The sequence below is a fragment of the Amycolatopsis sp. 505 genome, assembly GCF_031625235.1.
Classification (GTDB): Bacteria; Actinomycetota; Actinomycetes; order Mycobacteriales; family Pseudonocardiaceae; genus Amycolatopsis.
This window is the reverse complement of sequence record NZ_JACKQP010000004.1, coordinates 1-12,008: the sequence shown is the minus strand read 5'-3', so window position 1 is coordinate 12,008 and position 12,008 is coordinate 1. Positions and strand designations below refer to the sequence as shown.

The following is a 12,008-nucleotide window of genomic DNA, read 5'->3' as shown; positions in this document are numbered from 1 at the left end:
GTGCTCGATCACCTCGTCTACGCCGGCCCGGACCTCGCCGACGCCGTCGCCCGCGTCGCCGCCCTCACCGGGGTCACGCCCGCGCCCGGCGGCCGCCACGTCGGTCTCGGCACCGCCAACCACCTCGCCGACCTCGGCGCGGGCATGTACCTCGAGGTCATCGGCCCCGACCCGGACCAGCCGGACCCCGACGGGCCCCGGCCGTTCGGCATCGACGACCTGACCGAGCCCGCCCTGGTCGCCTGGGCCGTCCGCACGACGGACCTCGACGCGACGATCGCGCAGGCCCGCGCCCACGGCTTCGACCCGGGCGACCCGAGGGAGATGTCCCGCGAAACCGGCGACGGCGAAACCCTGCGCTGGCGCCTGACCCCGCCGAGCGTCCCGGGCACCCTGCACCCGTTCCTCATCGACTGGGGCAGCACCCCGCACCCGACGACGCGGGACTTGCCGTCCCTGCCGCTGCTGATGGTCACCGGCACCCACCCGGACCCGGATTCGGTGCTCGCGGTGACCGACGCGCTCGGCCTGGAGCTGCTGGTCCGCCGCGCGGACAAGGCGAGCCTGACGGCGGCCCTCCGCACTCCGGAAGGCCGCCAGGTCGCCTTGAGCTAGGCCTTGCCCTCGCGCCACAAGTTGGTCATCGGCAGCCGCCGGTCGCGGCCGAACGCCTTGAACGTGATCTTCGTGCCCGGCGGGTACTGGCGCCGCTTGTACTCGGCCTTGTCGACCATCCGCACCACGCGGTCGATCGTCTCCGGGTCGAAGCCCGCCGAAACCAGGTCCGCGTACCCGCGGTCGCCCTCGACGTAGTCGTCGAGGATGTCGTCCAGCAGCTCGTAGTCCGGCAGCGAATCGGTGTCCACCTGGCCCGGCCGCAGCTCGGCCGACGGCGGCTTGGTGATGGAGTTCTCCGGGATCGGCGGGGTTTCGCCGTTCTTCACCGCTTCGGCGTTGCGCCACCTCGCCAGCTGCCACACGTGCGTCTTGAAGACGTCCTTGATCGGGGCGAACGCGCCCACCGCGTCGCCGTAGATCGTCGAATACCCGACGGCGAGCTCGGTCTTGTTGCCGGTGGCCAGCACCAGGTGACCGTCCAGGTTGGACAGTGCCATCAGGAGCATGCCCCGCGTCCGCGCCTGGATGTTCTCCTCGGCCAGCCCGGTCAGGGACAGCTGTTCGACGTACACGCGCACCATGTCCTCGACCGGCTCGACCCGGTAGTGCGCGCCGATCCGCCGAGCCAGGTCGGCGGCGTCGTCCTTCGAATGCCCCGACGAGTACTTCGACGGCATCGAGACGCCGTAGACGTTGTGGCCGCCCAGCGCGTCCGCGGCCAGCGCCGCGCAGACCGCCGAGTCGATGCCGCCGGAGAACCCGAACGTCACCGACGAGAAGCCGTTCTTGTGCACGTAGTCCCGCAGCCCGACGACCAGCGCGTGCCACACCTCGGCTTCGTCCGACAGCGGCTCGCTGATCACCGGCTCGGCGGAAGCCGGGTACGCCGGCAGGGGATCCTCGCTGAGCACCCGGCGCCGGACGGCCAGGCCTTCGTACGAACCGTCGCCCGCGTACCCGGTCTTGGGCAGATCCATGTCCAGCACGAGCAGGTGCTCGACGAACTGCGGCGCGCGGGCCAGCAGCGTGCCGTCCGCGCCGACGACGAGCGAGTCGCCGTCGAAGACGAGGTCGTCCTGCCCGCCGATCTGGTTGGTGTAGACCAGCGGCGCCCCGGCTTCGGCGGCGCGGCGGGCGATCAGCGGCAGCCGCTGCTCGTCCTTCGACCGCTCGTACGGCGAAGCGTTCGGCGCCACGACGAGATCGACGCCGGCCCGGCCGAGCGCCGAGATCGGCCCGCCGTCCTGCCAGATGTCCTCGCAGATGACCATGCCGATGTCGAGCCCGTGGAACCGGACGACGTCGAGCGTGGTGCCCGCCTTGTACCAGCGGTGCTCGTCGAAGACGCCGTAGTTGGGCAGGTGGTGCTTGAACTGCCGGGCGACGACCTCGCCGCGGTAGAGCGCCGCGGCGGCGTCGCGGGGGCCGACGTCGTCGAGGTCGAGGTAGCCGAGGTAGGTGAGCACCTCACCGCAGCCGGCTTCGTCGAGCCGGCGCGCCAGCGACTCGACGCCCTCCCGCGAGGCGGCCGCGAAGGTCTTGCGGAGCGAAAGGTCCTCGATCGGGTAGCCGGTCAGGGACATCTCGGGGAAGACGACGACGTGCGCGCCGGCTTCGGCGGCCCGCCGCGTCCACTCGACGTGCAGCTCGGCGTTGCCGTCGAGGTCGCCGACGGTGGGGTTGACCTGGGCGAGCGCGATGCGCAGTTGCGGCATGCCGCCATTCTGGCTCACGGTCACCCGGAAGGCCGAGCGAATGTGGGCGAAATCGAAGGCCCCCGCCCGGCGAACCGGACGGGGGCCTCGACAGGCGAAGAGCTACTTGCGCTTGATCATGCTCCGGACCTTCTTGATGGTCTGCTCGAAGTCCGAATCGAACGGGTTGTCGTGCACGAGGTACGTCCACGTCGTGTTCGCCCGCCGCACCCCGGCGTCGCCGAGGTCGATGCCCTCGTCGGTCAGCTCCGCCTCTTCGAGGGTCTTCGCCGCCCGTGCATCGGCCTCGCCGATGATCTTGTGGAACTCCGGGATCGCCGCGCGGTGGAACTCGTCCAGCGGCGTCTCGCGGGCCAGCGCGCGCAGGTGGATGCTCTCGCGGACGTCGGTCAGGTACGCGAGGTGGTCGGACCAGAGCTGGTCGATGTGGAACAGCAGCACCTCGCGGCACATCTGCTCCAGCTTCTCCTGATCGTCCAGCTTCTCCTTCAGCTCGCCGAACTTCTCCTCGTGCGCCTTCTCCAGCACCTCCGCCGCGTACGCGGTGCGAAGCACCTTGTCGCGGTGCACGAGCAGGTCACGCCGCTGCCGCTCGATCAGCCGCGTGTACCGCCAGGTATTGCGGTGGATCTCCAGGTCGACGCCCTCGGCGACGCGCTGGGCGTGGTTGAGCTGCCGCAGCGCCGCGCCGTCGGTGATCTCGCCGGTCTCTTCGTCGTCGACGATGCCCTCGGGCACGTCCGGCGCGTTCGACAGCACGAGGTCGTCGTTCAGGCTCGCGAAGAAGACCGCGCTGCCCGGGTCGCCCTGACGTCCGGACCGGCCGCGCAGCTGCCCGTCGAGGCGGCTCGACGGGTACCGCGCGGTGCCGATGACGTGCAGCCCGCCCAGCTCGACGACCTCTTCGCGGGTCGCGCCGTCGGTGCCGCCCAGCCGGATGTCGGTACCGCGGCCGGCCATCTGGGTGGACACGGTGACCGCGCCCTTCTTGCCGGCCTCGGCGATGATGGCGGCCTCTTCGGCGTCGTTGCGCGCGTTGAGCACGACGCACTCGAGGTCGACCTTCGCGAGCTTCTCGGCCAGCTCTTCGGACTCGGCGACGTCCTGGGTGCCGACGAGGATCGGCCGCCCGGTTTCGTGCACCGTGCGGATTTCCTCCTCGATCGCCCGCAGCTTCTGCGACGGCGACGCGAAGACGCGGTCCTCGAGGTCCTCGCGGATGTTCGGGGTGTTCGGCGGGATGACCGCGACCTCGAGCTCGTAGAACTCGCGCAGCTGCTCGGCGACGGCGACCGCGGTGCCGGTCATGCCGGCGACCTCCGGGTACCGCGCGAGCAGCGCCTGGACGGTGATCGAGTCGAGGATCTCGCCGCGGTCGGTCGCGGTGACCTGCTCCTTCGCCTCGACGGCGGCCTGGAGGCCGTCCGGCCAGCGCTGCAGCTCGGCGACGCGGCCGCGGGCGGCGTTGATGAGCTGGACCTTGCCGTCGCGGACCAGGTAGTCGACGTCGCGGGTGAGCAGCGCGTGGGCGTGCAGGGCGACGTTGACCGCGGCCAGCCGGTCCGACGCCTGTTCGTTGAACAGGTCGTCGACCTCGAGGCCGAGCGACTTCGCGACGACGGACGAGCCGGCGTCGGTCAGCCAGGCGTTGCGGCCCTCGCTGTCGGTCTCGTAGTGCAGGTTGAGCCGCAGCCGCCGGACGATCTTGGCGACCTCTTCGTCGGCGTCGCTGCGGTCGATCGAGCCGGCCATCACCAGCGGGACGCGGGCCTCGTCGACCAGCACCGAGTCCGCCTCGTCGACGATCGCCACCTCGGGGTCGGGCTGGACCAGGTCGTCGACCTTCGTGACCAGGCGGTCGCGCAGCACGTCGAAGCCGATCTCGGCGACGGCGCCGTACGTGACGTCCTTGGCGTAGGCCTCGCGGCGCTCTTCACGCGAGTGCGACGGCTCGACCCAGCCGACCGACACGCCGAGCAGGGCGTACACCGGGCCCATCCACTCCGCGTCGCGGCGGGCCAGGTAGTCGTTGACCGTGACGACGTGAACGCGCTTTCCGCGGATCGCGTACCCCGCCGCGGCCAGCGCACCCGCGAGGGTCTTGCCCTCACCGGTCTCCATCTGCACGACGTGCTTGGTGAGCAGGCCCATCGTGCCCAGCACCTGCACGTCGAACGCGCGCTCGCCCAGTGCCCGCCGGGCGGCCTCGCGGCCCAGCGCGCACACCTCGATCAGCTGGTCGTCGCCGAACGCGGTGTCCTTCAGCGTCTCGCGAAGCTTGCCCGCCCGCTCGGTCAGCTCCTCGTCGGAGAGCTTTTCGAGCTCGGGTTCGAGCTTCTCGACCGCGGGCAGCAGTGCTTCGTAGCGGGTCAGCTCGACGCTGCCCGGCCGCTGGATGATCCGGCGGAGCTTCTTGCCCATCCGGCTGATCAGTGCTGCCACCCCTGGTCTCCCGTTCTCTCTCGCTCGACCGGCCTCCACCACCCAACGCGACGGTGGTGCGTTCGAGTTCCGCGGCCGGATGGGACGATCCAACCGTGTTCCCTCATCCCAGCGCCAGGTCCCATCGTCGCCGGATCACCGCGATCGCGACGTCCGTGCTGCTCGCGGCCTCGCTGGCCGCGTGCACGTCTTCCGGCAAGACCGAGCCGCCCGCGCCGACGACCGAGTCGCACCCGCCGTCCGGGCCGGTGCCCGCCGGGCTGGAGCGGTTCTACGGCCAGAGCCTGAGCTGGGCCGACTGCGCACCTTACGCGACGTCGGAGGACTCGCGATCGGCGTTCCAGGCGAAAGACGTCCAGTGCGCGCGCCTGACCGTGCCGCTGGACTACGCGAAGCCGGCGGGGGACACGATCACGCTGGGCCTGCTCCGTCGCAAGGCCACCGGCGAGAAGATCGGGTCGCTCGTGGTCAACCCGGGCGGCCCGGGCGCGTCGGGCATGGTCGCCGCCGCCGGGCTGGGCAAGCCGGTGACCAGCACCGGGCTGGGCAAGCGCTTCGACCTGGTCGGGTTCGACCCGCGGGGGATCGGGGCCAGCCAGCCGGCCATCCACTGCCTGACCGATCAGGAGCGGGACGCCGACCGCGCCGACGACAGCGAGACCGACGGCTCGCCGGCCGGGGTGCTGAAGCAGGAATCGCAGGAAAAGGACTTCGCGGCCAAGTGCGCCCAGCGCACCGACGACGGCACCGCGATGCTCGCCAACGTCGGCACCCGCGACGTCGTGAAGGACCTGGACGTCCTCCGCTCGGTCCTCGGCGACGAAAAGCTCACCTATTTGGGCTACTCCTACGGCACCCGGATCGGGTCGGCCTACGCCGAGGCGTTCCCGAAGAACGTCCGCGCGATGGTCCTCGACGGCGCGGTCGACCCCGAGCAGGACGCGGTCGAGTCGCTCGTCGCGCAGGGTCAGGGCTTCGGGACGGCGTTCACGCAGTTCGCGAAGTGGTGCGCGGCCCAGCAGGACTGTGCGCTCGGCGGGGACGCCGGCGGCGCGGTCACGGCGTTCCAGAACCTCGTCCGCCCGCTGATCGACTTCCCGGTGCCGGTCGGCGACGGCCGCAAGCTCTCCTACGAAGACGCCACCACCGGCGTCATCCAGGCGCTCTACCAGGAAAGCCTGTGGGACACCCTGAACACCGGCCTCAACGAGCTGAAGCAGCAGCGCGGCGCGACGCTCGAGAAGCTCGCCGACATCTACAACGAGCGCGACTCCGACGGCAAGTACGGCACCACGCAGGACGCCTTCACGGCGATCCGGTGCGTCGACGACCCGCGCGTCACGGACCCGGCCGTCATCCTCAAGGCGCAGGAGGAGTACGTGAAGGTGGCGCCGTTCCTCGACGACGGCCGCCCGGCTTCGGCGGCCCGCGACGCCTGCGCGTTCTGGCCGGTGCCGAACACGTCCGAGCCGCACGTGCCGAACGTCGAAGGCCTGGCGAAGACGCTGGTCATCTCGACGACCAACGACCCGGCGACGCCGTACCAGGCCGGCGTCAACCTCGCGAAGGGCCTGAAGGGCGCGTTGCTCACCTACGAGGGCACGCAGCACACGGTGTTCCTCCAGGGCGTGAAGTGCGTGGACCAGGCGGGGACGGATTACCTGGTCGACGGCACGGTGCCGCCGGACGGGAAGCGCTGCTCGGGCCAGTAGCTACTGCTGCTGGTTGGTCAGCGACAGCTCGATCATCACCGGGCTGAGGTGGTCGCCGGCCGGCGGGACCTGCACCCACAGCCGCACGAAGCGCCGGGGCCCGCCGTCGTCGGCGACCCAGATCTTGACGGTCAGGTCGGCGTGGACCTGGGCGAGCACGCTGTACGCGACGTTCGCCGGCACCTTGCCGCCGACCCGCAGCGCGGGCGCGCCGTCCACGTTCTCGCGACCTTCGGTCTTCGCGTCGGTCACGCCGTCGAGCAGCCGCTTCAGCCCGCCGTGCGGACCGAGGAACCTGCTGACCGTGTACGCGTCGGGCAGGGGACCGGCCTCGGTGCCGGTGTCGACGTGCGTGCCATTGACGATGAAGCGGAACTCGGTGTGGCCGTCGCCATCCTGGACGTCGGCCGTTCCGGTCGCGGACTCGCCGTCGTCGAGGGTCGCGTCGCCCTCGATCTGACGCAGCGGGAAGCCCGGCAGCACGCCGTTGACGCCGGCCGCGAAGTGCACGCCCCGCACGGCCGCGAATGACGTCGCGGCCTCGCGGACGAGGTCGGCACCCGCCGGGAAGGGCCCCCGCGTATCGGGTGACCCGGTGCAGCCGGCCGTCAGGAGAAGCGCGAGCAGCAGCAGCGCGAGGCGGGACATGGCGCGAGCCTACTGTTGGCCCGAATCTTGCGGATGATGTCCTTCCGGCCACTTCCGCCGTCACGCGCGCGCGGTGAGACTGCCTGCGTGACTGTTGAGACCCGTCCCGCCCCGAAGCTGCACCGCGCGTGGCTGATCGCCGGCGCCGCCTTCGTCGCGCTGCTCGCCTCCGCCGGCTTCCGCGCCGCTCCCGGCGTCCTGATCGACCCGCTGCACGAAGAGTTCGGCTGGTCGCGCACCACGATCAGTTCCGCCGTCTCGGTGAACCTCGTGCTCTTCGGCCTCTTCGCGCCCTTCGCGGCCGCGTTGATGGAGCGGTTCGGCATCCGGCGCGTCTCGGCGACGGCGTTGACCGTGATCGCGGCCGGCGCGGGCGGCACGGTGTTCATGACCGCGAGCTGGCAGCTCGTGCTGTGCTGGGGCGTGCTGGTCGGGCTGGGGACCGGCTCGATGGCGATGGGCTTCGCCGCGATGGTCGCGACCCGGTGGTTCGTGCAGCGCCGCGGCGTCGTCACCGGCGTCCTGACCGCGGCGGGCGCCACCGGCCAGCTGATCTTCCTGCCGCTCATCGCGAACCTCGCGGTCAGCTCCGGCTGGCGGACGGCGTCGCTGGTGATCGCCATCGCCGCGCTCGCCGTCGTCCCGGTGGTCCTGCTGGTGATGCGCGACCACCCGGCCGACATCGGCACCACGGCTTACGGCGCGCCCGCCGGCACCGAGATCGCGCGCCCGGCACCGAAGACCGGCTCGGTCCGCCGCGCCCTCTCCGTGCTGGGCCAGGCCGCCCGGACCCGCACGTTCTGGCTGCTCGCCGTCGGCTTCGCGATCTGCGGCGCGACGACCAACGGGCTGGTCGGCACCCACTTCGTCCCGGCCGCGCACGACCACGGCATGCCGCAGACGACGGCGGCGAGCCTGCTGGCCCTGGTCGGCGTCTTCGACGTCGTCGGCACGATCTTCTCCGGCTGGCTCACCGACCGGATCGACCCGCGGATCCTGCTCGGCGTCTACTACGCCCTGCGCGGGCTCTCGCTGGCGCTGCTGCCGCAGCTGTTCACCGACAGCGTGCAGCCGAGCATGTGGGCGTTCATCCTGTTCTACGGCCTCGACTGGGTGGCCACGGTCCCGCCGACCGTCGCGCTCTGCATCCGCGCCTTCGGTGACGCCGGCCCGATCGTGTTCGGCTGGGTCTTCGCCTCCCACCAGCTCGGGGCCGCGTTCGCCGCGTCGGCCGCCGGCCTGGTCCGCGACCAGCTCGGGAACTACACCCTGGCCTGGTACTCCGCCGCCGTGCTCGCCGTGATCGCGTCGGTCGCTTCTCTGGCCATCACGCGGGCGAAGAAACCCGTTGCGGTGCTCGCGACGTGACTTCGGCGGCGTCGGCGCGTCGCGAAACATGCCGTTAACACGCTGTGGTTAGGGTGCGGCCATGGATCGCCAGCAGGAATTCGTGCTCCGCACGCTCGAGGAGCGCGACATCCGTTTCGTTCGTCTCTGGTTCACCGATGTGCTGGGGTTCCTCAAGTCCGTCGCCGTCGCGCCGGCCGAGCTCGAGGGCGCTTTCAACGACGGGATCGGCTTCGACGGCTCGGCCATCGAGGGCTTCGCGCGCGTCTACGAATCGGACATGGTCGCCAAGCCGGACCCGGCCACGTTCCAGGTGCTGCCCTGGGAAACCCCCGACGGCGGCCCGTACTCGGCCCGCATGTTCTGCGACATCGCGATGCCCGACGGCTCACCGTCCTGGGCGGACCCGCGGCACGTGCTGCGCCGCCAGCTGTCGAAGGCCGCCGAAGCGGGCTTCACCTGCTACGTGCACCCCGAGATCGAGTTCTTCCTCCTCTCGAACATGCCCGACGACGGCAGCGAGCCGGAGCCGGCGGACAACGGCGGCTACTTCGACCAGGCCAGCCACGCCACCGCGACGCACTTCCGCCGGCACGCCATCGAGACCCTCGAAGCGATGGGCATCTCGGTCGAGTTCAGCCACCACGAAGGGGCACCGGGCCAGCAGGAGATCGACCTCCGCTACGCCGATGCGCTGACGATGGCCGACAACGTGATGACGTTCCGCTACGTCGTCAAGGAGGTCGCGCTGACCCAGGGCGTGCGCGCGACGTTCATGCCGAAGCCGTTCACCGACCAGCCCGGCTCGGGGATGCACACGCACGTCAGCCTGTTCGAAGGCGACCGCAACGCGTTCTACGACGCCGAGGACCCGCACGAGCTGTCGGAGACCGGCAAGGCCTTCGTCGCCGGGGTGCTGCACCACGCCAAGGAGATCTCCGCGGTCACCAACCAGTGGGTGAACTCCTACAAACGCCTGATCAGCGGCAGTGAGGCGCCGACGACGGTGTCATGGGGCCGCGCGAACCGCTCCGCGCTCGTCCGCGTCCCGATGTATTCACCCGGAAAGGCGTCATCCCGCCGGGTGGAGATCCGTACCCTGGACTCGGCGTGCAACCCGTACCTGGCGTACTCGGTCATCCTGGCCGCCGGGCTCAAGGGGATCGAGAAGGGTTACGAGCTGCCGCCACCCGCCGAGGACAACATCTGGCAGCTGAGCGACGCCGAGCGGCGCGCCGCCGGGTACGCCCAGCTACCCCAGAACCTGGGAGAGGCACTGGCCGAGATGGAGAAGTCCGAGCTCCTGCCGGAAGCGCTCGGCGAGCACGTCTACGACTTCTTCCTCCGCAACAAGCGCGTGGAGTGGGACAACTACCGCAGCGCGGTCACCCCGTACGAACTCCGAACGCTCCTCCCGGTGCTCTGATGGGGCGGCGGCCGGTGTTCCTCGCGATGCTGGCCGCCGCACTCGTGCTCGTCCCCGCCGCGCCCGTCGCCGCTTCGCCGGTTTCGCCGCGGTTCGACCTCGACTCCGCCGACATCCCGGCCCTGCAGGCCCGGATGGCGTCGGGCCGGCTCACTGCCGTGGGCCTGACCAGCACTTACCTCGATCGGATTCACCGGATCGACGGTAAGGTCAACGCGGTCCTGGCCCTCAACCCGTCGGCTCTCGGCCAGGCCGCGGCCAGCGACGCGCGACGTCGCGCGCACCACCTGCGTGGCCCTCTCGACGGCATCCCGGTGCTGGTCAAGGACAACGTCGACACCCGGGACCAGTGGACGACGGCCGGCTCGCGCGCGTTGCGCAGCCGCCCGGCGGCGGACGCCACCCTCATCACTCGTTTGCGTGCCGCCGGAGCGGTGATCCTCGGCAAGGCGAACCTGTCGGAATGGGCGAACTTCCGCGCCGCGAAGCCGACGTCGGGCTGGTCGGGCGTGGGTGGGCAGACGAACAACCCGTACGTGCTGGACCGCAACCCGTGCGGGTCGTCGGCGGGCTCGGCGGCCGGCGTCGCGGCCACGTTGGCCCAGGTCGCGATCGGCTCGGAGACGGACGGCTCGATCGTGTGCCCCGCCGGCATGACGGCGACGGTCGGGCACAAACCGAGTCTCGGCCTGGTCAGCCGCACGGGCGTGGTCCCGATTTCGGCCGAGCAGGACACGGCGGGCCCGATCGCCCGCAACGTCGTCGACGCGGCCCTGACGCTTTCGGTCCTGCAGGGCCGCGACCCCGCGGACCCGGCGACCCTGACGTACCCCCGCACCCAGCCGACGGACTACGCGAAGTTCCTCCGGCCGGGTGTCCTGCGCGGCGCCCGCATCGGCCTGTGGCGCCTCCCGGTCCTCGGCCCGGCCACCGACGCGATCATGACATCGGCGAAGAACTCCCTGGTCAAGGCGGGGGCGACGGTCGTCGAAGTGACGTTGCCCTACCAGTCGCGGTTGACCGAACTGGAGTTCCCGGCGCTGCTCACGGAGTTCCACCGGGACATCGACGCGTACCTGGCGACCCGCCCGTCCGGGCCGCGGAACCTGGCCGAGCTGATCGCCTACAACCGGGCGGACCCGCTGGAGCGGACGTGTTTCGCCGGGCAGGAGCTGTTCGAACAGGCCCTCGCGGCACCCGGTCCGTCGGACCCGGGCTACCTCGCCGTGCGCGCCGAGCTCACGGACCTTTCGCGTCGATCCTTGGACGAGACCCTGGACGCGTACCACCTGGACGCGATCGCCTCGCCGACCAACCCGCCGGCGTGGAAGACGAATTGCGCGGTGGGCGACAACGACGTGATCCCGTCCTCGACGCCGGCCGCGGTCGCGGGCTACCCGGACGTGACGGTCCCGGCCGGGTTCGCGGGACAGCTCCCGGTCGGGATCTCGTTCATGGGAGCGCGGTGGTCCGACGCCCGGATGCTGGCGTTGGCGGCGGACTTCTCGCGGGCCGCGCCGGCCCGGGTGCCGCCGCGGTATCTGCCGACGGTGCCGTCGTAGCCGTCCGTAAGCAGTCTGACCTGCGGCGATGCCGTTAAGTGACCCCCCTGTTCGGGGGTCGTTCCGGGCCATGTAATCTTCTCTTCGTCGCCAGGAACACCGGGTCACACCGGGGCCGAAAGCCCCGGAGACCAGGCCGGGACGAGCGGGTTGACACCGCGGATCGGACCGGGTAATGTTCAGCGTCGGCCCACGAGCGGCCGCCGACCCCCTACGACTAAACCCGTAGGCTGAGGCATGCTCGACCAAAAGCTTGTGAATATCGCTTGGAACAACTGCCGAGGATAGAGCCGCTGATAAGGCGGTGAGTCCGGAGTGTGTTGCTTGAGAACTCAACAGTGTGCTAGTGAACTAAGCCAGTAGAGCTTATATTTGAAACCCCCTCGTCGGGGTTTCCTTTGAGAGCATTACATTGCCTCGATTAAACTATTCATTGTTGGAGAGTTTGATCCTGGCTCAGGACGAACGCTGGCGGCGTGCTTAACACATGCAAGTCGAACGCTGAAGCACCTTCGGGTGTGGATGAGTGGCGAACGGG

8 protein-coding genes and 1 rRNA gene are annotated in these 12,008 nt (G+C 70.5%); 6 read left to right on the top strand and 3 right to left on the bottom strand.

Translation table 11 applies throughout. The features are described from left to right. Nucleotides 1-615, top strand: a complete 615-nt coding sequence (locus H5965_RS15920) for a VOC family protein (RefSeq protein WP_310970628.1) — start codon at nucleotides 1-3, stop codon at nucleotides 613-615. Here the strand turns inward: H5965_RS15920 and H5965_RS15915 are convergent. Further along, nucleotides 612-2,333 carry an NAD+ synthase gene (locus H5965_RS15915; protein WP_310970627.1) on the bottom strand — a complete coding sequence of 574 codons (1,722 nt, stop codon included), beginning with the start codon at nucleotides 2,331-2,333 and terminating at the stop codon, nucleotides 612-614. The two genes, H5965_RS15920 and H5965_RS15915, sit on opposite strands and share 4 nt — an antisense overlap. 102 nt (nucleotides 2,334-2,435) lie before the next feature. Further along, the gene (gene secA2, locus H5965_RS15910; RefSeq protein WP_310970626.1) at nucleotides 2,436-4,775 is read right to left on the bottom strand and encodes an accessory Sec system translocase SecA2; all 2,340 of its coding nucleotides are present in this window, start codon (nucleotides 4,773-4,775) and stop codon (nucleotides 2,436-2,438) included. 155 nt (nucleotides 4,776-4,930) lie between these two features. Between secA2 and H5965_RS15905 the strand changes: the two genes are divergently transcribed. Then, nucleotides 4,931-6,487, top strand: coding sequence for an alpha/beta hydrolase (locus tag H5965_RS15905; protein ID WP_310971357.1), 1,557 nt, complete (start codon nucleotides 4,931-4,933; stop codon nucleotides 6,485-6,487). Here H5965_RS15905 and H5965_RS15900 read toward each other — a convergent pair whose 3' ends face one another. After that, nucleotides 6,488-7,135: an LppX_LprAFG lipoprotein gene (locus H5965_RS15900; protein WP_310970624.1), complete on the bottom strand. Its 648-nt coding sequence runs from the start codon at nucleotides 7,133-7,135 to the stop codon at nucleotides 6,488-6,490. Between the two features lie 87 nt (nucleotides 7,136-7,222). Here H5965_RS15900 and H5965_RS15895 point away from each other — a divergent pair, with 87 nt between their 5' ends. The 4 genes from H5965_RS15895 to H5965_RS15880 all read left to right on the top strand — a co-directional run. Next, nucleotides 7,223-8,503 carry an MFS transporter gene (locus H5965_RS15895; RefSeq protein WP_310970623.1) on the top strand — a complete coding sequence of 427 codons (1,281 nt, stop codon included), beginning with the start codon at nucleotides 7,223-7,225 and terminating at the stop codon, nucleotides 8,501-8,503. Nucleotides 8,504-8,564: 61 nt separating this feature from the next. After that, nucleotides 8,565-9,908 (top strand): type I glutamate--ammonia ligase, encoded by a 1,344-nt coding sequence (gene glnA, locus H5965_RS15890; RefSeq protein WP_191315086.1) that lies wholly within the window; start codon nucleotides 8,565-8,567, stop codon nucleotides 9,906-9,908. Further along, a complete protein-coding gene (locus H5965_RS15885) occupies nucleotides 9,908-11,470 on the top strand; it encodes an amidase (protein WP_310970621.1) in 1,563 nt (520 codons plus the stop codon). Before glnA ends, H5965_RS15885 begins: the two co-directional genes overlap by 1 nt. 433 nt (nucleotides 11,471-11,903) lie before the next feature. Then, a 16S ribosomal RNA gene (locus H5965_RS15880) occupies nucleotides 11,904-12,008 on the top strand; the annotation flags it as partial.

Coding starts and splice junctions, on each gene's coding strand:
- H5965_RS15915 (WP_310970627.1), bottom strand. CDS start 2,333: ATGCCGCAACTGCGCATCGCGCTCGCCCAGGTCAACCCCACCGTCGGC.
- glnA (WP_191315086.1), top strand. CDS start 8,565: ATGGATCGCCAGCAGGAATTCGTGCTCCGCACGCTCGAGGAGCGCGAC.
- H5965_RS15885 (WP_310970621.1), top strand. CDS start 9,908: ATGGGGCGGCGGCCGGTGTTCCTCGCGATGCTGGCCGCCGCACTCGTG.
- H5965_RS15900 (WP_310970624.1), bottom strand. CDS start 7,135: ATGTCCCGCCTCGCGCTGCTGCTGCTCGCGCTTCTCCTGACGGCCGGC.